This is a genomic window from Caproiciproducens sp. NJN-50 (genome assembly GCF_004103755.1).
GTDB lineage: Bacteria > Bacillota > Clostridia > Oscillospirales > Acutalibacteraceae > Caproicibacter.
Genome location: NZ_CP035283.1, coordinates 1 through 21,721, shown reverse-complemented (window position 1 = coordinate 21,721; position 21,721 = coordinate 1). Strand labels below are relative to the sequence as shown.

At 55.3% G+C, this 21,721-nt stretch carries 18 protein-coding genes; 1 reads left to right on the top strand and 17 read right to left on the bottom strand.

Annotated elements, in window-relative coordinates; genetic code table 11:
- Positions 1-15: 15 nt before the first annotated feature.
- The 5 genes from EQM14_RS00090 to EQM14_RS00070 form a co-directional block, all read right to left on the bottom strand.
- Complete coding sequence (locus tag EQM14_RS00090; RefSeq protein ID WP_128741039.1) at positions 16-696, bottom strand: SurA N-terminal domain-containing protein; 681 nt, start codon at positions 694-696, stop codon at positions 16-18.
- A 107-nt stretch (positions 697-803) separates the two neighbouring features.
- Positions 804-2,249 carry a DUF4340 domain-containing protein gene (locus tag EQM14_RS00085; protein ID WP_128741038.1) on the bottom strand — a complete coding sequence of 482 codons (1,446 nt, stop codon included), beginning with the start codon at positions 2,247-2,249 and terminating at the stop codon, positions 804-806.
- 2 nt (positions 2,250-2,251) lie between these two features.
- On the bottom strand, positions 2,252-3,979 hold the full coding sequence (locus tag EQM14_RS00080; protein ID WP_128741037.1) for a Gldg family protein: 1,728 nt from the start codon (positions 3,977-3,979) through the stop codon (positions 2,252-2,254).
- Positions 3,980-3,994: 15 nt separating this feature from the next.
- Positions 3,995-4,699: an ABC transporter permease gene (locus tag EQM14_RS00075; RefSeq protein WP_128741036.1), complete on the bottom strand. Its 705-nt coding sequence runs from the start codon at positions 4,697-4,699 to the stop codon at positions 3,995-3,997.
- Entirely contained in the window at positions 4,696-5,670 is a 975-nt protein-coding gene (locus EQM14_RS00070) for an ABC transporter ATP-binding protein (RefSeq protein WP_243112564.1), read from the bottom strand. Before EQM14_RS00070 ends, EQM14_RS00075 begins: the two co-directional genes overlap by 4 nt.
- A 660-nt stretch (positions 5,671-6,330) precedes the next feature.
- Here EQM14_RS00070 and EQM14_RS00065 point away from each other — a divergent pair.
- On the top strand, positions 6,331-7,605 hold the full coding sequence (locus EQM14_RS00065) for a DUF1015 domain-containing protein (protein WP_128741035.1): 1,275 nt from the start codon (positions 6,331-6,333) through the stop codon (positions 7,603-7,605).
- Positions 7,606-7,799: 194 nt separating this feature from the next.
- On the opposite strand, the gene EQM14_RS00060 is transcribed toward EQM14_RS00065, so the two are convergent.
- The 12 genes from EQM14_RS00060 to dnaA form a co-directional block, all read right to left on the bottom strand.
- Positions 7,800-8,345: an NUDIX hydrolase gene (locus tag EQM14_RS00060; RefSeq protein WP_128741034.1), complete on the bottom strand. Its 546-nt coding sequence runs from the start codon at positions 8,343-8,345 to the stop codon at positions 7,800-7,802.
- A 2,042-nt stretch (positions 8,346-10,387) separates the two neighbouring features.
- A complete protein-coding gene (locus EQM14_RS00055; RefSeq protein WP_128741033.1) occupies positions 10,388-11,041 on the bottom strand; it encodes a lysozyme inhibitor LprI family protein in 654 nt (217 codons plus the stop codon).
- 13 nt (positions 11,042-11,054) lie between these two features.
- Complete coding sequence (gene gyrA, locus EQM14_RS00050; RefSeq protein WP_128741032.1) at positions 11,055-13,598, bottom strand: DNA gyrase subunit A; 2,544 nt, start codon at positions 13,596-13,598, stop codon at positions 11,055-11,057.
- Positions 13,599-13,655: 57 nt separating this feature from the next.
- On the bottom strand, positions 13,656-14,288 hold the full coding sequence (locus tag EQM14_RS00045) for a hypothetical protein (protein WP_128741031.1): 633 nt from the start codon (positions 14,286-14,288) through the stop codon (positions 13,656-13,658).
- A 339-nt stretch (positions 14,289-14,627) separates the two neighbouring features.
- Entirely contained in the window at positions 14,628-16,568 is a 1,941-nt protein-coding gene (gyrB, locus tag EQM14_RS00040) for a DNA topoisomerase (ATP-hydrolyzing) subunit B (protein ID WP_128741030.1), read from the bottom strand.
- A 105-nt stretch (positions 16,569-16,673) separates the two neighbouring features.
- Positions 16,674-16,973, bottom strand: a complete 300-nt coding sequence (locus EQM14_RS00035) for a hypothetical protein (RefSeq protein WP_128741029.1) — start codon at positions 16,971-16,973, stop codon at positions 16,674-16,676.
- Between the two features lie 15 nt (positions 16,974-16,988).
- Positions 16,989-17,369: a hypothetical protein gene (locus EQM14_RS00030; protein WP_128741028.1), complete on the bottom strand. Its 381-nt coding sequence runs from the start codon at positions 17,367-17,369 to the stop codon at positions 16,989-16,991.
- Positions 17,370-17,381: 12 nt separating this feature from the next.
- Positions 17,382-17,651: an extracellular matrix regulator RemB gene (gene remB / locus EQM14_RS00025; RefSeq protein ID WP_128741027.1), complete on the bottom strand. Its 270-nt coding sequence runs from the start codon at positions 17,649-17,651 to the stop codon at positions 17,382-17,384.
- 36 nt (positions 17,652-17,687) lie between these two features.
- Entirely contained in the window at positions 17,688-18,764 is a 1,077-nt protein-coding gene (gene recF / locus EQM14_RS00020; RefSeq protein ID WP_128741026.1) for a DNA replication/repair protein RecF, read from the bottom strand.
- On the bottom strand, positions 18,761-18,979 hold the full coding sequence (locus EQM14_RS00015) for an RNA-binding S4 domain-containing protein (RefSeq protein WP_128741025.1): 219 nt from the start codon (positions 18,977-18,979) through the stop codon (positions 18,761-18,763). The genes recF and EQM14_RS00015 overlap by 4 nt, the downstream gene beginning before the upstream one ends.
- A gap of 12 nt (positions 18,980-18,991) precedes the next feature.
- Positions 18,992-20,101 (bottom strand): DNA polymerase III subunit beta, encoded by a 1,110-nt coding sequence (gene dnaN / locus EQM14_RS00010; RefSeq protein ID WP_128741024.1) that lies wholly within the window; start codon positions 20,099-20,101, stop codon positions 18,992-18,994.
- 306 nt (positions 20,102-20,407) lie between these two features.
- Complete coding sequence (gene dnaA / locus EQM14_RS00005; RefSeq protein WP_128741023.1) at positions 20,408-21,721, bottom strand: chromosomal replication initiator protein DnaA; 1,314 nt, start codon at positions 21,719-21,721, stop codon at positions 20,408-20,410.

Here is a 21,721-nt window from a genome sequence, read left to right as displayed (position 1 = left end):
TCCGCCAAATCCATTTTAGGGACTGTCCCTGTGCTTCACATCCGCTTTTTTCATCAGTTCGGCAACATGGCCGTCCCACATCTCCTGTTTTGTCTCGGTCATGCTGGAATGTCCGGCAACGTATTTTTGATAAAGCCTGTTTTGGATCAGGATATTGCGCTCCGTCGGCACGGCATTCTTTTCATATTGGTCCATGCTTTCATGGAGGGCGGAAGCGACGGAAGTCAGTGTATCCCACGACTCCTTCGCATTTTTCTTTTCCTCCTCCGACCCGTTTTCCATCAGGTCCTGAATCTGTCGGTCCGTCGCGCGCAGGGAATCCAGCGCGTCCCTGTCCGTGACGGTGATTCCCTCTTTTTCCGCTTCCTGCTCCAGCACTTTTGCTTTGATCAGGTCGTCTAGAACCTCTGATTCACTCTTTGAAGATTTTTGTTTCGACGGAAAAAGACGCGCCGTTATTTCTTCCATTTTTCTCGTGTCGCCAATCGCTTTGTCAAGCGTTTTTTTCAGGATCGGCTCCCCGTTGACATACGCCTCGACGGCCTCGCCCGAATCCGTTTGCCATTTCATTGCGTTCCACGGAAAACTTCCGTTTGCGGCGGCAACCGCGCAGCAGGCGGCGATCATCACGGCACTGCCGAAAACGATCGGAAGGAGGCGGCTCTTTTTCAATGAAAATCTCATTTCCTTTCCCATTCGTTTCTCTGCTCCGATTGTAGCATCCGGTCAGCGGCGTTTCAAGCGAAACCGAAAAAATCATGAAAGAGGACGGGCGATTCGCCCGTCCTCTTTCATATGAATTCTCAGCCGACGGCCTTGCCGTTCTCCAGCGCAGCAATATCTTCGGTCACCGCGTCAATATCATCCTGTGCGACAATACCGAACACCTGCCCGTTTAAAACGGCGGTGTAGCGGCGGTTGCCGCTTTGGTAGAATTCAACGGTATCCGCGCTGGAACCGTCGAAATACTGGTACTGCACCGTCAGCACCGGGCTGCCGGCCGGCTTTTCCGACGCTTCCTGCAAAATGGAGACACCGGTCAGCTTCGTAAAGAAATTCTTGTAATTCGTGTCGTAATCCAGCGATTTTCCGGCGTTGCCCGTCACTTTATACGTATAGTACGTCGTGTCTTCGGTGGACTGCTTTTCGTCCTTGGCCCGCGTGAGGTTCAGAACATTTTTGCTGCTCCCCACGGTGACCGTCAGTGACTTGACCGTTTCAACGTCCGGCGCCAGGATCGTTTTGCTTCTCAGATCATACAGGCTCTGCAGCGCCCAGGCCTCGATGCCGGAAGAGGCGGCTTTGTAAACCACGTTGATCCCGCCCAGCATCACATAATAGCCGTCCCCGTCTTTCGCCCCCGCGGTGATGGTATAATTCGCTCCGTTGACCGAAAACTGCGCAACCGCCGTCGGGCTGTCGAACCCGTACTTTTTCAGCGCCGCCGCGTCCGGATTGACGGCTTCCACCGAATCGGCCGTCAGGCTGGCAAGAGCGCTTTTCAGACTGGAAAGCTTGGTGGAATCCGCGGTGTAAGCCGAAGGGGAAGAGATCCTCAGGTCGGTCTTATAAACGGAAAACGCGACGGGCTGCGGGTAGTTCGCGCCGCTCAGCGCGATTTTGGTGAAGTTGTTTTCCCCCGAGGAGTTCGTGATGGCGAGAATATCCTTGCTGACGAAATAGCCCGCGTCCTCCAGCAGCCCCTGATCGACCGAGACGATATAGACATTTTCGGAATTCAGCCCGCACATGTAATAGGCGGAGGAATCCGTGGCCGACGTCTTGCCGATCTTATAATCATAGCTGCTGCCGTCCCGGAACTGGACCTTCACGGTCGCCTGCGGATCTTTCAGTCCAAACTCCTCCAGATTGCTGACCGTGCCGAGGTTCTTGCTCGCGACCAGGCTGAATCCGTTTTTCACGACGGATTCCGTCGCGGAGGTATTGATCGGGCAGCCGCCGAGCTCCTTGACGGTGTAGGCCGGCCCGGAATCTCCCGATGAAGCCGAAGAAGCTCCGGACGCCGCCGGCGTCTTGACAGGGATGAGAGTGTAACTTCCCTTTTCGTTTACCACGTTCATGGAAACAACATCTTCACTTTTTTTCGACACAAGCTCGATGCTGGCCGTGGATGAGGCGGAAGAGGAGGCCGCCTTGTCGTTTCCGGTCAGTTTCAGGGTAAGGAGGGCGCCGCCGAGGACGACGATGCAGACCGCGACAATGATCAAGTTTCTGATGTTGCTCCTCATGCTTACAGATGCCTCCTCTTATGATAGACCCAGATGCCGAGGACGACGATGATCAGAGGAATCAGAAACATGAATACGCCGAGCCCGAGGAAGGTGCTGACCTGGGCCGTCGCCGTGATATCCGTCGCGTTCAGCGGCTTCGCGGTGATCTGGACTTCGGAAGAGGAATCGGAGGTTCCCGTCGCGTATTTGGCAAGATCGACCATGTAGGTGCCGTTGCCGAACGCGCTGGAATTGATGATGCCGTCCGTAAAGAGCGCGGAGCTGCCGATTGCGATCACGCTGGCGTTGTAGTCCTTATCGCCGTTTTTTACCGTTTCCTGAGAAAGGGCGGCCGTGTTGCTGGACTGCTTCGGCAGATTGTCGGTCGATTTCGTGCTGTTGTCCACCAGATAGCAGGAATCGGAGCTTTTCGCGAGCGGGTAAGTCGTCTTGCCGCCCTTTGTTTCAAACAGCAGCTTGACCGGGCTGGATTGCGGCGTGATGAAATATCCGTAGTCCGGGGAACTGCCGTCGCTCGACGGTTTCAGCTGCAGACTGCTTTGAATATCTGAAAGAATGTAGATCGGATTGCTTGAAATGAACTTCGACTGATCCGATTCCACAATCACGGAAGCGGGGACCTGGATTCCCCATTCCTCCAGGAAAGTGGCAAGCTTCGGCATCTCCGCCTGGCTCGGCGCGAACGTCACCATCAGGGAACGGTCCCCCGCAAGGGTCTTGCTGCCGAGGAAATCGGAGAGCTTTTTGATCTCGTCGTCCGTATAATCCTTGGCCGGTTCGCCGAGAACGATCATCTGCGTATTGTCCGGAATCTTGTCTGTCAGGAGGCTGAAATCCTTGGTCTCAAAACTGTTGTTGTCCAGCAGCTTTTTAAAAGCGGACATGTCCTGCTTTTCCGAATGCCCCGTGTCGAAGGCCACGGTCGGCAGCTTGTCGGAAATGACCGCGTTCAGCGCGGAGACCAGCGCGCCCTCCACATTGGAGTACACCTGGGAAGAGGTGTAGTCGCTGGAGTACTGGATATTGAAAAGATCGGTGTAGGCCAGAATCCGATAGCGTTTGTCCGTTTTCACGATCACGTCGCCGGCCGCGATACTGTCGCTCTGGTATTCCGCGGCAAAGGTCGGATTTTTATCGAGGTCCACATACTGGACCGTGATTTTTGAGTTGCGCTCCGCGATTTTTGAAAGGAGGCTGCCGACCTGGCTGTACTGGATCCCCTGGTCGGAATAGATCTGGTCGCCCTCCACCTGCTGCTGTGTTGCGCAGATCGTGATATTGGTCGGAAGATCCACTTTATCCACCACTTTCAGCCCTTCGGCGGAAAGGGAGTTCGAGCCGGTCTTGGTCAGGTCCAAATTGACGGACGGGAAGCGCTGGCCGAGAATGCCGACCAGGATATTGACCAGAACGACCACGACGAGAAACCCGGCCGTGAACGCCGTGGAAATGGAGCCGTGCCGGAATTTGCTGCTTTTCATGAATTCAGAATGGCCTTTCCTGGGTTTTCCCGCCTTTTTCTTTTCTTTCTTTGATTCTTCCGCCGGGCCATCCGCTTTTTCCTCCGCCTCCGGCTTCTGCCCGGCGGCCTGTTCTTCACCCTGCGGCGCGGCGGTTTCCTCCCGGTTTTCGGTCCCGGCCTGTTCGCCTTCGGCCTTCGTGTTCCCTTCGGGGGTTTCTTCCTCCGGGAGAAGCGCGCCCGTGCGCGGGTCTTTTTCCTGATTCATCTCAATAACTCCCCCTTAACCCCATCTTTTGCTTTCCAGCTTGCGCGCGGTGAGAAACCAGAAAACCGCGATGACGCTGAGAAAGAACACGATGCTCGAAAGATTTAAAATCCCTTTGGCAAACGGCTGGTACCGGCTGTCAAACGAAATCCCCGTAATCAGACTGGAAAAAAAAGTATTGGCGACCAGACTGCTCATCTGGTTGATGACCAGAAGAAAAATCGAAACGCCGAACGTCGCGACCGCCGCGACAATCTGGCTCTGCGTCAGCGAGGAAATAAAAATCCCGATCGCGATCATGGCCGCGCCGTACAGAAGCGAACCGAAAACGGTCCCCAGGATGGTCGCCCAGTCCGGCGAGGCGAAAAACGAGATGATCACGACTGGAATCAGGCTCAGCAGCATCGCAATGGCAAACACGAGGAACGCGGCGAGAAATTTGCCGAACACGATGGCCCCCACCCCGACCGGCGCGGTGAGCAATCCCTGGTCCGTGTGGTTGCGCATCTCGTCGCTGAAGCTGCGCATGGTCAGAATCGGCAGAAGCATCATGCTCCAGATGAACAGCGTCGAATAGACCTGCGGGATATAGGACGAAGAGCCGATGCGCAGCACCTGATAGTAATAAAAGCCGAACAGGAGCAGAATGACCCCGACAAACACATACCCGATGGGGGACAGAAAATAAGATTTGAGTTCCTTCTTTGCAATTGCCTTCACTGCGCATCCCCGCCTTTCGTCAGATTATCCTGTAAATAGGCCGAGCCGGTCAGCCGCAGGAACACGTCCTCCAGCGACAGGTCGGAGCTCGTCATGGAAAGCACCGGCCAGTTCCGCTTTGCCGCCAGCGCGAACAGCGGCCTGCGCAGGTCTTCGCCTTCCTTGACTGAGATCTCATATTCCCACACGCCCGGTTCCTTTTCGCCGAAATTCCGGACGCCCTCCACAAATTTCATGCCGTTCAGGGCTTTCTCAATCTCCCCGGACGCCCCTTCCATGCGGACTGAAAGATGGTGCTCCGCCGACATGCTGTGCTCCAGCTCAAACGGCGTTCCGTCCGCGACTAGCTTGCCGCGGTTCACGACGAGAATGCGGTCCGCGACCGCCTGGATCTCCGGAAGGATGTGAGAGCTGAGGATGACAGTGTGGTTCTTTCCGAGGCCCTTGATGAGGTTCCTCACTTCGATGATCTGCTTGGGGTCCAGTCCGACGGTCGGCTCGTCCAGTATCAGAACAGGAGGGTTTCCGATCAGGGCCTGGGCAAGGCCGACGCGCTGCCGGTAGCCTTTCGAAAGGTTGCCGATCAGCCGCTTGCTGACATCCAGAATTTTCACCAGCGCGCAAATTTCACGGAGGTGCTTTTCCCGGGGCAGGGTCACTTTTTTCAGCTCATAGACGAAATTCAGGTATTCCCTTACCGTCATGTCCGGATAAAGCGGCGGCATCTCCGGCAGGTAGCCGATCAGCTTTTTTGCCTCGTTCGGCTGGTCCACCGTGTCGAACCCGCCCACCTTGACCGAGCCGGAGCTGGCGGAAAGGTAACCGGTGATGATATTCATGGCCGTCGACTTTCCGGCGCCGTTCGGGCCGAGAAAACCGATGACGGTGTTCTCCCCGACGGAAAAACTGATGTTGCTCAGGGCTATGTTCTCCCCGTAGCGTTTCGTGAGGTTTTGAACCTCAATCATCATTATGTCCCTCCTGTTGCATCATATCAAACGTACTTTTTCATTCTAGCAATCTGAAATTAGAGAAATGTAAACATTTTTTAAATTATTCCTTGTTTTTTTATAAACATTCCGTCTTTGACATCAAAACGGCGTTCCGGTATAATAACAGCATACCGGCAGCGTACCGCTGCATCTTCGCGCCTACGGCGTCCACGACTTGGAACGCATCTGATTTTCAGCGCGTAACTCGCATGTGCCCCATTATAGCTTACCGGACCATCCGGTCGGGCCGGCCCGCCAGCCGGCAGTCGGTAAAAAGCCGGCTGAGACGGGCGGAACAGAGACCGGAAACTCCCGAAAACGAAAGCCGGGATCGCCATAGGCACGGACCATCCGGTCAGGCCGGCACCAGCCGGCAGTCGGTAAAAAGCCGGCTGAGACGGGCGGGACAGAGGCCGGAAACTCCCGAAAACGAAAGCCGGGATCGCCATAGGCACGGACCATCCGGTCAGGCCGGCCGCCAGCCGGCAGTCGGTAAAAAGCCGATTGAGGCGGGCGGGACAGAGACCGGAAACTCCCGAAAACGAAAGCCGGGATCGCCATAGGTAAGAAAGACGCTGTGGTATGCTGTCAAAAACGGTCGTAATGCGATAAAAAATAAAATGGCAAGGAGACTTTGCAATGGCTGAAATCAAACCTTTCCGCGCCCTGCGCTTCGCGGACAAAGCGGGCGCTGTTTCCTCCCTGACCTGCCCGCCCTACGACATCATCAGCGAGGAGGAACGCCGGGCGCTTCTCCTGGAAAATCCCTACAACGTCATCCGCCTGGAGCTGCCGAGGGAGGGGGAAGACCCCTACGCCGAGGCGGGACAGACCCTGAAAAGCTGGATTTCAGACGGGATTCTCCGCCGCGACACCGACCCCGGCCTGTATCTTTACGAAGAGGAATTCACGGCCTATGGACAAACCAAAAAGATCAAGGGGATCGTCTGTCTTGTCAGGCTGGAGGAATTTTCAAAGGGGATCATCCTTCCGCACGAGGAAACCCTTTCCAAGGCAAAACAGGACCGTTTCAACCTGATGAGCGCGACGGGCTGCAACTTCAGCCAGATCTATTCGCTTTACAATGACGAAAGTCAAACCACCCGCGGCCGGATCGACGCGCTTTCCTCCGGGGAGCCGCGCTACGAGTTCCGCGACGGCGCCGGCGTGACCCACCGGATGTGGCTGGTCAACGATCCCGTCGCCATCCGGGCGGTCTGCGAAGACTTCGCGGACCGGAAGCTCTATATCGCGGACGGACATCACCGCTACGAAACCGCCCTCAACTACCGCAACGCCCTCCGCGGACAGGGCGAAGCGGCCGGAGGCGAAGACTATGTCATGATGATGCTGGTCGACATGGAAAACGACGGGCTGGTCGTATTCCCGACTCACCGCATGGTGCGCGGCCTGACGGAATTCAGCGCGGAGCGCCTCCTTTCTGCCTGCAAAGCCTATTTCGACGTGATTCCGCGTTCTCCGCTCGGCGAAATCTCCGCAAACCTCGACGCGCTGTACCGGCAGGGAAAAAAAGCGTTCGCCTGTTACTGCGGCGGGGAGGAGTGGACCCTGCTGATCCTGAAGGACAATTCCGTCATGGCGGAGCTTCTGCCGGAAAAAAGCGAGGCATACCGCGGGCTTGACGTCTCCGTTCTGCACTCGCTGATTCTGGAGCGTCTGCTTGGCATCGACCGGGAAAACATGGCAAACCAGAAAAACCTCGCCTACACCCGCTCGATGGAGGAGGCCGTCGCCTCCGTGCAAAAAGGCGAAAGCCGGTGCGCGTTCCTCCTGAACCCGACGCGCGTGCGGGAAATCCGCGACGTGGCCGCGGCAGGGGAAAAGATGCCTCAGAAATCCACCTATTTTTATCCAAAGCTGATCACTGGCCTTGTGATGAACCAGATCGGCTGAACGGACATTTTATCCGGAATGCGCCTGCGGCACAGACCTGCCTTTCGCGTCACGCGGAGGGCGGGCCTTTTGATTTCCGGCGGAAATTCCCGCATTTTTTTCAACAGAAAGCGAAAAAAATGTTGAAAACCTTTCGAATGATCGATGTGAAAATAAACTTATCGTCAATATCTAAAATTATAATACATATTGTATCATATTTTTCCGTTTTTCACCATTTGAATGGTCTTCAAAATCAGCACCTGGGTTTTTGCGTCCGGAATCTCGCCGTCCAGCACCATTTGTGCGGCTTTCTTCAAAGGAATTTTTTTGACTTCCAGAAACTCCCCTTCGTCGAGGCTCAGGTCCCCGCTGGATTCGATGCGGCAGGCGTAAAGGTGGATCACCTCGTTGGTGTAGCCGGGGGAGGGGTACATCCTGCCGAGATCCAGGTAGTTCCTGCCGGTTGTCCCGGTTTCCTCGCGCTGCTCGCGCTTTGCGGCCTCGAAAGGGTCCTCTCCTTTTTCGAGCTTCCCGGCAGGGGCCTCCAGAACCACCTCATGGTAGGGGTAGCGGTACTGTCGGACAAACAGCATTTCATTTTGATCCGTCAGGGCCGCGACGCTCACGCCGCCTCGGTGGTCGACACATTCGCGCGTTACGACGCGCCCGCTGATCAGCTCCGCTTTGTCCACATGGAGATCCAGGATTTTGCCGCGGTAAATGTAGTTTTGATCCAGTGTCTTTTCGGTCAGTTTCATTTTGTACCAGCCTTACAAACAGTATTTTTATAAAATCATATTTCTATATGTATTTCAAACGTTTTTGACCTGCGTTACTCTGGTTCAATTTATTTATTTCTGCGCTCAGGCCGCGCGGGTCTGTTTTTTCGGGCCTGATGCCCGGCGACTCTTAATACTAAATTTCTCTTATTTTCTTTACCTGTGGCAAGTGCCGCTTAACCGAAATTTCTTCTATCCCTTTTTCTTTGCGCTCAGGCCGCGCGGGCCCGTACTTTCGTAATCAGACGGACGCAAAGCGTCTTACACGCTACGCGGCCTTGAAAAGAAGAAACAGAGTTGTTGAATTGACCTCTCAACTTTGGTCCCCCGGTCGAAGCATCAGGAAAAACAAAGACGAAGAACTTCAACTTCCCAACGGGAGGGGCACCTAAACGTTCCCCCCAACACCCCCCGGCACCTGTCATGCAAAACGGTTCTGTTATCAGGCGAGTTCTTCTCATTGAACGTTCCCGGTTTTTAGCTGAGTGAGAAAAAATCATTTACTGAAAATTTTCGGCTTCCTTTTATATACCCTGTGGCTTCGGCTCTTCAGCCCCCGTCGTCCATGAAAAGCTGTTGTTAGAAGAACAGAAAAAATCTTTTTGACGGCTCCCGGGGGGTGTTAGGGGGACCATCCGGTCCGGACGCGCCTACGGCATACACGGCTGAAAAAGCATCGTTGCTTCCCTGTTTTTCGCCGCTCCGGGAACGTGAATCGTAGATGCAGCGGCACGCTGCCCCCACCCGTACTTTGCTTCCTTTCGGGCAGGCTGAGCCTGCATGCATGTTTTCCACTCAGAGTTCGCTGAGTGAAAACCAAAGGTGAGTGCAAGACTGCTTCTGACTACTATCCTTAGTCATGATCCGCCGTAGGCGAGTAAGACGCTGTGCGTCCCCGCGCGGCCTGAGCACAAAGAAAGAAAATTAGATGAGATTTGGGATAAGGGGAACCGGTCCATAGGCCCATAGGAATCCGGCCTTAAGATAAATTTTGGGTTAAGAGGACCGGGCCTTAAACCTAAACATAAAATATCAAGATAAAGATTACTAGTTGAATTTTGGTAAATATAGGATTATAATAGATTTGCAAGGTAAATAAAGAGTGCAATGCAGAGGCAAGGTGTCGAAAGCACCCGCCTCCTGCATACGGAGAACCAACCTCCATATACCACGGAATTCACCGCGCATTGCAGGACCTATTATACTTGCTTTTTCTGTTTTTGTACAGAGGGGGGAAGGACGATCCTCCTTTTCCTCCTGTATTTGCGCGTGCGCCGGTGTATGGAATGATCAAATTCCGTACCGGCGCTTTTTGTTGCCTTGCGGGCAACGTACCGTTGCATCTACGGCCTGCCATACAGAACAGTGAAATGTTTCGGCTTCGTTTGGCAGGACGGTCTGGGGAATCTCCCAAAGGCAAAGCCCTTGCGCGGACCCGCCGGTCCATTGGACGAACGTGCCAACGGCGGACGCGATTTCCGCTTGCCGGGAGTTTCTTCCCTCCGTCCCACCCGTCTCAGCCGACCGTTTCACAGTCAGCTGACCGGTGGGCCGTTGGGTGCGGCGTCACGCCGCCCGCCGGCGGAATGAATTTTGTGAGAGAAGAATGCGGACAAAAGAAAACCCAACCATACCCGGCGCAGTGAGAAATTCCGCCGGCAAAACAGGGAACGGAGCGTTTAGCCTGAACGGCGCTTCGCTCCCGATTTTTTTATAACAATACGTTGAATTATTTCAAGACAATACAAAGTACAAATGCTTGTCCTCAGGCCGGACACACAGTGTCTTTCGCGCCTACGGCGTTCCCGGCTTTGGCTTCCGGGAGGATTTCCACTCTGTCCCGCAAAACGAAACAAGCGGATTTTTGCCGTTCCAATCTGCGGGCCGTCCTGACCGGATGGTCCGGGCCTACGGCGTTCCCGGCTTCAGCTTTCGGGAGTATTAAACCTCCGTCCCGCCAAACAAAGCAAACAAATTTTTGCCTTTCTGAACGGCGGGGCGTAGATGCAGCGATACGCCGCTCAGCCTGTAAAAGCGTAGGAATAATTTTTATCGTAATTGTAAAGCTCGCGGTAGAGCTGCGCCGCGCGGCTGCGGTAAAAGTCCATCTCCTGAGAAGCCGCGTTGACCTCCGCCATGCTGCCTCCCGCGGAGAGAGCGCTGCTGGTGATCTTTTTCAGCGCGGCGTCTTTCCCGTCCTCCCACTTCTGCTGTTCCGCTTTCAGCTCGGCGGGCTTGCCGCTGGAATCCGCGCTCATTTTCTTTTGAAGCCCGCTCCACGCATGGTCGATTTCTTTCTGCCACAGCCCGGCGTATTTCCGCGATACGTTGACCATGTCGACGGTGGAAACAGCCTGGTCCGACTCTTTGATATAGGCTTTGTCGACCGGGTTGCCCGCGAATTTCTGGTTGAACGCCTCGCTGTCGGTCGTGATGGTCAGCACGCGTCCCGGCTGGGAATCCGCCGGCTCGTTGGGTGTTACGACGTGCCCGGAGACCGGGTCTTCGCTCGACGAATCGGGCAGGGAGGAAGCCGGGAAAGATGACAGGGAAGACGGCGAGCTTTCCGGCGTCGCGGAAGTCTGCTGGGATTTGTGGAACAGGGAGCAGCCCGGCAGCAGGACAGCCAGCGCCAATGCCCCCGCGAAAATGGATACGGGCAGATTGTGTTTCATCTGCGGTCCTCCTTTATTTTTCCTCTTCCGGACCGTTTTCCGGTTGTCCCTCTTCTTCCGATTCCTCCGAAGCGTCGTCGGAACCCTCGTCCGCGCTTCCGTCGTCCAGAGCTTCTTCCGCTTCCTCCTCGTCGTCGTGCGCGGTGCAGGCCACCGTGACGACGCGGCTGTCCTCGGTCAGGCGCATCAGCAGGACGCCCTTGCTCGGGCGCTGGCACTGGCGGATCGACTCCGCGAGAATGCGGATGATGATCCCGTCGGAGGAAATCAGAATGACATCGTCGCTGAGGCCGGCCGATTGGATCGCCGCCACATCTCCGTAGTGCTCCGTGTGGTAGTTCAGCAGCCCTTTGCCGCCGCGGAACTGGGACCGGTAATCGCTTTCCGGGGACAGGCGGCCGAATCCGGTTTCGGAAACCGTCAGCACCAGCGTGCCTGGAACCAGCACCACCATGCCGACGACGCAGTCGCCCTCCGAGAGCGAAATCGCCTTGACGCCGCGGGTCGCGCGGCCCATGGCGCGGGCGTCCTGCTCATTGAACCGGATCGCCATGCCCTGTTTTGTCGCGACAAGAAGATCGTCCCCGCCGCTCGTCATGCGGACCCAGGAAAGCTCGTCCCCCTCGTCCAGGTCGATCGCGATGACGCCGCCCTTGCGCGCGGTATCGTAGGCGGAAAGCGCCGTGCGCTTGATGATCCCGTTCCTCGTCACCATGACGAGGAAGCTCTCCTCGTCGAATTCCGGCACGCGGATCATCGAGGTGACCTTTTCCTCCTGCGCGATGGGCAGCAGGTTCGCGATATTGATTCCCTTGGAGGTTCTCGCTCCCTCCGGAATCTCATAGCATTTCAGGCGGTAGACGCGCCCGAGGTTTGTAAAGAACATCACATAATCGTGCGAACCGATCACGAACATATCCGTCGCCGCGTCTTCCTCGCGCCGCGTCATGCCGGAAACGCCGCGGCCGCCGCGCCGCTGCGTGCGGTAGATGTCCGTCTTCTGGCGCTTGACATAGCCGAAGCTGGTCATGGTCAGCATGCATTCCTCATCGGGGATCAGGTCCTCGATATCGACCTCGCCCGTGACCGCCGCGATTTCCGTGCGGCGCTCGTCGCCGAATTTGTCGCGCACGGCGGTGGCTTCCTCCCGGACGATGGCGAGCACGCGCTCCTCATGTGCGAGAATATCCTCGTAATCGGTGATTTTAACCAGCAGGGCGGCAAGCTCGTCCTCCAGCTTCTGCCGTTCGAGCCCGGTCAGGCGGCCGAGCGGCATCTGAACGATGGCCTGCGTCTGCACGTCGTCGAGGCCGAAGCGCTCGGTCAGGCGGGCGCGCGCTTCCGGAATGGCTTTGGAGGATCGGATGATGTGGATGACCTCGTCGATGTTGTCGACCGCGATTTTGAGGCCCTCCAGAATATGGGCGCGCTCCTGTGCCTTTCTCAGGTCGAACTGCGTGCGCCTGCGGACAACGTCCTCCTGGAATTTCAGGTATTCGAGCAGCAGCTCCCGAAGCGTCAGCGTCTTCGGCTCGCCGTCGACGATCGCGAGCATGTTCACGCCGAACGTGGACTGCATCTGTGTGAAGGAATAAAGCTGATTCAAAACAATCTGTGGGGAAGCGTCGCGCTTGACCGTGACGACGATATGCATTCCCTCGCGGTCGGAATGGTCCTCGATATTGGAAATGCCCTCGATCCGCTTCTCCTTCACCAGGTCGGCGATGGATTCGATCAGCCTCGCCTTGTTGACCTGGTAGGGCAGTTCGGTCACGATGATGTTGAAACGGCCGTTCTTTTCCTCCTCGATCTCCGCGCGGGCGCGCACGATGATCCGGCCCCGGCCCGTGCCATAGGCGGCGCGGATCCCGCTGCGGCCCATGATGATGCCGCCGGTCGGGAAATCCGGGCCCTTGATGCTCTGCATCAGGTCGTCCAGCGTCGCGCCGCGGTTGTCGATCAGGGTGCAGACGCCGTCGATGACCTCCCGCATGTTGTGCGGCGGGATGTTGGTCGCCATGCCGACGGCGATGCCGGTCGAGCCGTTGACCAGAAGATTCGGAAAATGGCTCGGCAAAACGACGGGTTCTTTCAGGCGGTCGTCGTAGTTCGGCTGGAAATCGACGGTTTCCTTGTCGATATCCTGAAGCATTTCCAGCGCGATCTTGCTCATGCGCGCTTCGGTGTAACGGTAAGCCGCGGGCGGGTCCCCGTCGACGGAGCCGAAGTTGCCGTGGCCGTCCACCAGCATATAGCGCATGGAAAAATCCTGCGCCAGGCGGACCAGCGCGTCGTAGACCGAAGCGTCGCCGTGCGGGTGGTAGCTGCCCAAAACGGAGCCGACGGTATCGGCGCACTTCCGGTAAGCCCGGTCCGGCATCAGGCCGTTTTGAAACATGGTGTAGAGGATTCTTCTGTGGACCGGCTTGAGCCCGTCGCGCACATCCGGAAGAGCGCGGGAAACAATGACGGACATGGAATAATCGAGAAACGATTTCTTCATTTCCTTTTCAAGGTCCACATTGACAATTCTGTTATTTTCTTCTATTTCATCCATTTCAGGGGCTTCCTCCTGCAATTTTGTTGCGTCCGGCGCTCAGCGTGCGCCGCCTGTTTACAATTTCAGCTTCTTCGGTCTGGTTCCCGCCACGATCATGGCCTGAACGTCCGGCAGAATGCGGGGTTTGATGCAGCGCACGGGGATCATCAGCATCTTTTCCGCCGCATACAGCACAAAAAGATCCTTGATCTGTACAAATCCGGCGGTTCCGTCCATCGGAATCTCCCACAGTCCGCCCTCTTGGTCAACCTCGATCCGATCCGGATAAACCGTCATTCGGACCGTATTCCCGTCTGCGGCCTCCCGCGCCCGGAGCACGTTTTTTCTGTAAGGAAAAACTCCGAGCACAATGATAACAGCCGCGCACAGAGCCGCGCAGAAATAGTAGAAACCGCGGTATGTAAAGGCGCCGGCGGCCAGAAAGAGGACCGCCAAAGCCGCCGAGCCGGACATTGCCAGAACGAAGGTCTTTCGATTTCTGTGCAGACGGCTGGAGTATCTCAGACATTCATAGACTTCCTCTTTCTTCAAAACATAGGAAAGCTCGATTCCGGTCTGCTGTTCCTCATAGGCTTCGCTCTCATCCGGCACCAGCTTGGATTCCTGAAAATCCGGCTGAGGAGGTCCGGAATCTTCCGGTTCCGGAGGTTTGGAATTTTTTTCGTTTTCAGTAGAACGGCTGGTCATCTCTGTTAAACTCCTTCTGCACATCCGCTGTTTCACATATCATGTCGGACGCATCAATCTAAAAATTTCATCTTCTCTTCAGAATTTACAATACCGCAGCGCTTCCGCAAACTTTGTCAGATATCGCGGCATCTGCGGCATCCGCCGTTTCAACGCTCCGCGTATCCACACATTTAGCTTGCGTGAACCTTTGTGTCATACATCGAGGTTCTGTACATATTTTGCGTTCTGCTCGATAAATTTCCGGCGCGGCTCTCGCTGTGGGCGGCCGCACCCTTTGCCGCTTCGCAGCATTCCCCTGACAGGGGACACGCCGCGCGGGAAATCCCGCGGCCCTGCTCAGACATCGAGGTTCTGTACATATTTCGCGTTCTGCTCGATAAATTCCCGGCGCGGCTCAACCTTATCGCCCATCAGGATGGTGAACGCCTCATCCGCGGCGGCTGCGTCCTCCACCTCCACACGCAGCATCATCCGGGTTTCCGGATTCATCGTGGTCTCCCAAAGCTGTTCCGGGTCCATTTCGCCCAGGCCTTTATACCGCTGAATATCATATCCGGAGATGAATTCCTTCATCAGCTGGTCGCGTTCTTTGTCCGTGTAGGCATAATAGTGCTTTTTTGTTTTGGTCAGGCGGTAAAGCGGCGGCTGCGCAAGGTAGACATGGCCCTCTTCCACCAGCGGCTTCATAAACCGGAAAAAGAACGTCAAAAGCAGTGTGCGGATGTGGGAACCGTCGACATCGGCATCGGCCATGATGATGATTTTGCCGTAGCGCAGTTTGTTCAGGTCGAATTCCTCACCGATGCCGCAGCCGAGCGCGGTGACGATCGGCATCAGCTTTTCGTTGCCGTAAACTTTGTCTAGCCTGGCTTTTTCCACATTCAGCATCTTTCCCCAAAGGGGAAGAATCGCCTGATACCGGCGGTCGCGCCCTCCCTTCGCGGAACCGCCCGCCGAATCGCCTTCGACGATGTAGATCTCGGTTTCATCCGGGTTCCGGCTCTGGCAGTCGGCCAGTTTGCCGGGAAGGGAAGCGTTCTCCAGCGCGGACTTGCGCCGCACCATGTCGCGCGCCTTCCGCGCAGCTTCTCGCGCGTGGGAAGCCGCCATCGCCTTGTCGAAAATCGCGCGCGCCGCGGCGGGATTCTCTTCCAGATAAACCGACAGCTTTTCCGAAACCATCGAGTTGACCAGCGTCCCGATCTCGGTGTTGCCAAGGCGCGCCTTGGTCTGGCCCTCGAACTGAGCTTCCCGCAGCTTGACGCTGATAATGACGGTAAGCCCTTCGCGGAAGTCATCGCCGGAAAGGTTCTTGTCGCTCTCTTTTAAAATATTGAATTTCCGTCCGTAATCGTTCATCACGCGCGTCAGGGCGCGGCGGAAGCCGTCCTCGTGCGTACCGCCGTCGGTCGTGTGGATATCGTTCGCGAACGAAAGCATCAGCTCGTTGTAAGAATCGTTGTACTGCATGGCGACTTCCGCCGTCGCGGATTCATCCGGCGCGATCGCGGAAAAATAAATGACGTCCGGATGGATGACCTCGACCGCTTTTTTTTTGTTGATGTATTCGACAAAGCTGCTGATTCCGCCCTCGTAGTGAAAATCGTCTTCGCGGCGGTTCTCCGGGTTCCGTTCATCCGCCAGGACAATGCGGACCCCCGCGTTTAAAAACGCCTGTTCCCTCAGCCGGGTCTGCAGCGTTTCATAATCATAAGCCGTGGTTTCCCTGAAAATTTCAGGGTCCGCCTGAAAGCGGACGCGAGTGCCGACTTTATCTGTTTTTCCCCGCTGCTCCAGCTCCGTGACCGGTTTTCCCCGCTCAAACCGCTGAAAATAGACGACCCCGTCCTTGAAAACTTCAACTTCCAGCCACTCGGAAAGCGCGTTGACGACGCTCGCGCCGACGCCGTGCAGCCCGCCGGAGACCTTGTATCCTCCTCCTCCGAATTTTCCGCCCGCGTGCAGCATAGTGTAGACAACTGTGACGGTCGGGATGCCGACCTGGTGATGGATGCCGACAGGAATGCCGCGCCCATTATCGGTGACACAGATCACGTCTCCGGGAAGGATTCCCACTTCGATTTTGTCGCAGTAGCCCGCGAGAGCTTCGTCGATCGCGTTGTCCACAATCTCGTAAACCAGATGATGCAGTCCGCGCGGCCCGGTGGAGCCGATATACATGCCGGGGCGTTTCCGGACGGCTTCCAGTCCTTCCAGAACCTGTATTTCACTTTCGTCGTATTCGCTGTTCGTCTGTGTGACCTTGCCAAACTCCAAGTTGAACCCTCCAGTTGATCTACAAATCGTATCATTTAAAATTTTCTAACGCACGGCAGCCGTCCTTATTTCTCAGCCACGTTCGCCGCAGACGCGAAAAAGGCGCTACGCATCCGGCCCGTATCGGACGGTATAGGGATTCAGAAGCCTGATTCCCGCTACCCCCGCCGCGGTCACTGCCAGAAGAAACGTCAAATTCATGGCGGGAATCGTCAGCAGAAAAAAATCGAGCCCGACCAAAAAAAACGAGGATAGGGCGTACAAAACAGCCCGGCCGGTCCGGCTGTAAATACGGAAGGTCTTACCGCAGTTCGGGCAGACCCCGCTTTTTTTATTCCGCGACTTTTTGACCTCCGGATAGAGAAATCTCGCGCCGCAATAGGGGCACAGGGGAAGTTTCAGCATTTCGGTTTCTTCTTTCTAGCGCCAATGCGCGGCGGCGCCCGTTCTTCTGTCCGGCTTGTGGACTGTGCCGGGGGGAGCCGGACGTTTCCGCACGGCGGGTTTCCTCAGGCGCACAAGAAAAACAGACATCAGATAAAACAGCAGAAACGGAAGCAGAACCAACAGAATCAGCCAGATATCCAGCGGCAGCAGTCCGACAAACCCCAATGTAAAAAAAACGCCGCTGACCAATATGGCGAGAAACGCGAACAAATAGAGAAGCCTGTCCAGCACGATATTAGAGACACCGCCGCACTTGGGACAGAGATATTCGCCCTGGGTTTTCAAAACCCAGGCGTTTGCGAGACCTATTTTATCCCCGCAGTGAGGACAGCGCGGTTTTCGAAACTTCTTCATGTGGACTCCTTTTTAAAGATTTGAAATTTCATCGGTGAATCCGGTTCGTTTTAGCAGCGTTGAAGATGAAATCTGCGTAATATAGAACGTCGTTTTATTCCCTTCTCTGCAAAGGACGAAGGATTTCGGCATTTCCATCGAAACATTCACAACATTTCCGGATTTCTGCGCCGCCGCGAGCGTGTCGCGCGTTGTTCTGGAAATCGTCGATGTCTCCATGTCAAAAATTCCGATGATATTTTTCATGAGAACTACGGTGTCCTGTCCTAAATGAAGATACATGGCGTGATTCCTTTCCCATTGGAAAAATGATCGGTCTCAGAGCGGTTGCCGGACGGAAAGCACGCCGTTTTCCATCTGAAACAGAGCTCCGCTTTTCATCAGCCGCGCCGCGCCGGGTTCACAGCATGTCAGAAAAACCTGAAATTCCGAAAGGTGGTTCAGAAGATAATCCTGCCGCTGAGAGTCCAGTTCGCTCATGACATCGTCGAGAAAAACAACCGGCCTTTCACCGTTCATGCGGTTGAGCAGTTCCGCCTCCGCCAGCTTCAGCGCGAGAACGGCGCTGCGCTTCTGTCCCTGAGAGGCGTAGGCCCGCGCGCTCATCCCGTCGACGGTAATTTCAACGTCGTCCCTGTGGGGACCGGCTCCGGTGTGCCCGTTCAAAAGGTCTTCCCGTCGGCTGTCGGAGAGCGTCTGCCGAAGATCATCCGCGCTTTTGAGATAGCGGAGCGACAAGGTTTCCCGGTCCGCGCTGATTCCGGAATAGAACCCGGCGGCGGGGGAGGCGAGTGCGTCGAGATACGCCGTCCTCTGGCGAACGATCCTTTCCCCAAACTGACAGAGCCTGTCGTCCCAGATGGACAGAGTATCCATCAGCTCCGCGTGGCGCGGAATATCTTTCAGCAGCGCATTGCGCTGGAACAGCGTGCGGTTGTAACCGGAAAGAAGCGACACATAGCCCGGTTTTATCTGGCAGAGAGCGGAATCGACGAAGCTTCTGCGCAGGGCCGGGCCGCCGCGGACCAGCGCAAGATGTTCCGGTGAAAAAACGACCGCACAGAATTTTCCGGTCAGGGCGGAACACGCTCCCTTCGGCACACCGTTGAGTTCCGCAGAGCGGCGGCCGTCCGCCACCGTGATCTGCGCGGTCTGCTCCCGCCCTTCACTGTAAAAATCCATCTTCAGCCGGGCCGACGGTTCTTCTCGGAGGACCAGCTCGGCATCCTTCGCAGAGCGGAAAGACCGCTCTCCGGTAAAAAGCCACATCGCTTCCAGGAGATTGGTTTTTCCCTGCGCGTTTTGCCCAAAAATCACATTGACTTCGCCGCAGGGATCAAATTCGCCGGCCGGGAGATTTCGGAAATTCTTCCATGAGAGCCGCTGAACTTTCACGGGGAGCATACCTCATAAACGGATTGCCCGACCTGGGCGCGGTCACCGGGCCTCATTTTTTTCCCGCGCATGGTGCAGACCTCTCCGTTTACCAGCACCTGACCGCTTTGAACGGCGTATTTGGCCTGCCCGCCGGTTTCAAAGGCTCCCGCCAGCTTTAGAAAAGAGTCGAGCCGGATAAATTCCGTCCGTATGATGATCTTTTCTTCTTTCATCCTATCGAGCCTTCATTCTCCGGTATTTTTCAGGCGGACTGGAAGCACGAGAAACAAAAACGCATTCCCTTCCCGGGGGAGAATCCGCATGGGACTGAGAGGTCCGTTCAGCTGGACACGGACCTCGTCGCATTCCGTGTTGCGCAGCGCGTCGAGAAGAAAGCGGTTGTTAAATCCCATTTCCAGCGAACTGCCTGTGATCTGTGCATCGAGTTTGTCGTTCGCGCGGCCGATTGCCGTCGAGCAGGAAACGCGGATCTCATTTTCTTCGAATATGCACCGCACCGGGCTTTTCAGCCGGTCGGTGATCAGAAGGGAAACACGTTCCACGCTGCTGATGAAACTTTGCGTCGAGACCTTCAGCTCCGTTGAGCATTCGTTTGGCACCGCGGCGCGATAATCGAGAAATTCGCCTTCCAGGAGCCGTGAAATGACTGTGTAGTTTTGAATGCTGAACAAAATGTGGCGCCTGCCGATTTGAAGTTCCACTTCGTTGTCGTCGTCGCCAAGCAGTTTTAAAACTTCTCCGAGTGTCTTGCCCGGAACGACGAAATTTGTTTTTGATTCGCATTTGATCGGTTCTTCCCTGATGGCGAGCCGGTAACCGTCGACGGAAACGAGCCGGAGGCAGTCGGTTTCCAGTTCGAACAGAGTTCCGGTGTGGATTGGTTTCGCGTCGTTTTCCGCCACGGCGAACAGGGTTTGGCGAATCATGCTACGCAGGATGCCGCTTTGTACTTTCAAGGTGTTTTCTCCGCCGACGGCCGGGAGTTCGGGGTATTCCTGAGCGGGGATTCCGACGATGGAGTATTCGGTTTCTCCGCTTTGGATGGTTGTCATTTGTTTTTCATCCGTCATGATGGTGACGGTTGCCGCCGGGAGGCGGCGGACGATTTCGCTGAGGAGTCTGGCGCTCAGGACGATGCTTCCGTTTTCTTCGGTATTGCAGTCAAAGTAAGTTGTGATGCCAAGCTCCAGATCGTAGCCGCAGAGCTGTACGGTGTTGTCCTTGGCCTGGATCAGAATTCCTTCCAGGGCAGGGATGGAAGATTTGGAGGAGACCGCCCTTTGGATATTCAACACGGCTTCGTTCAGCTTTTGCTTGTCGCAGGTTATTTTCATGATCTCACCGCTCATTTCCTTATATGAATGGATAGAAATGGATTTTTTCAGTAATAGGAGTAGTATGCGCTGAAAAGTTGAAATTATTGGAAAATCCGCATGGATACTGGTTTTTTCAGCTTTTTGTTTTTCTTTTTCTTCTGTTGGAAATTTGTTAACAGTATGTATTTTTTTTGAGGATTTAACATGCTGTTGAAAACTCTGTGGGAAATGTTGAAAAGAAGTTTAAAATCCGGAAGGGACTTTGAATTTGGAAAAGAACAGTTTTCCTCCGCTTTGTGGAATGTTGAATCGGTTCTTCACGATTCAACGGTCCCGGATGTTTTTGATGATATCCTCTGCCGTCGCCTTTATTTTAGCGTCGCGGGAAATATTTTTCTCGACCTGCTGGATTGCGTAGACGACGGTGGAGTGGTCACGCCCTCCGAATTCCTTTCCGATTGAGGTCATAGGCATCTGCGTGATTTCCCGCACGACGTACATGGCCATCTGCCTGGCGCCGGAAATGTTTGCGCTGCGTTTGGAGGAACGGATGTCGTCGCCGGTTGTCCCGAATGTACGCGCGACTTCGTCGATGATTTTCTCGACGGTGAAGGGGGTGGGCTGGTCGTTGTTGATGATGTCGCTGATGGCGGCCTGAGCCGTCTGTATGTTCATGGTTTCCCCATTTAGAAGGGAGTACGCCTTCATTTTTTTGACGGCGCCTTCCAGCTGGCGGATGTTGTTTTTCAGCCGGTTCGCAATGTATTCCACGACGTTGTCCGGCAGGGTGATCTTCAGCAATTCCGCTTTTCTTTTAATAATGGCAATCCGCGTTTCAAAATCCGGCGGCTGAATATCGGCGGTCAGGCCCCATTCGAACCGGGTCAGAAGGCGTTCCTCCAGAGTCTTGATATCCTTCGGAGGCCGGTCGGAGGTCAGGACGATCTGTTTTTTCGCCTCGTAAAGCGTATTGAAGGTGTGAAAAAATTCTTCCTGCGTGGAATCTTTGCCCGCGATAAACTGGATGTCGTCTACAAGAAGCACGTCCGCTTTCCGGTAGCGCTGATGAAATTCGCCGGTCGTGCCCCGGCGGATGGCCTCAATCAGCTCGTTGGTGAATTCGTCCCCTTTGATGTAGACGATCTTCATGGCGGGGTTGGTGTTGCCGATCTCATTGCGGATCGCGTAGAGCAGATGCGTTTTTCCAAGACCCGAGTTTCCATAGATGAAAAGAGGATTGTACAGGCTGGCCGGTTTGCTGGCGACCGCCATGGAGGCCGCGTGCGCGAATTTGTTCGACGGCCCCACAATGTAGGTGTCGAAGGTGAATTCATAGTTGTCCTCGTTCTCAGCCAGTTCCTCCTTTTTTGCGTCGCTTTCCATTTCTCCGGGGACACAGACGCGGATCTGGATCTCGCGGCTGAAAATTTGCCTGAATGCTTCTTCCAGAATTGCGTTATAATAATGGAGAACCGTCTGGCGGTGCAGTTCGTTCGGCACCCTCAGAACCGCGACCCCGTCGGTAAAATCGAGCGTGACGGGCTCAATCCTGCTGATCCAGGTGGAAAATGCGATTTCCGTTATTTTACTTTTGCAGTACTCGCAGACGAGGTTCCAAACCTCGGTGAACGATTCCAT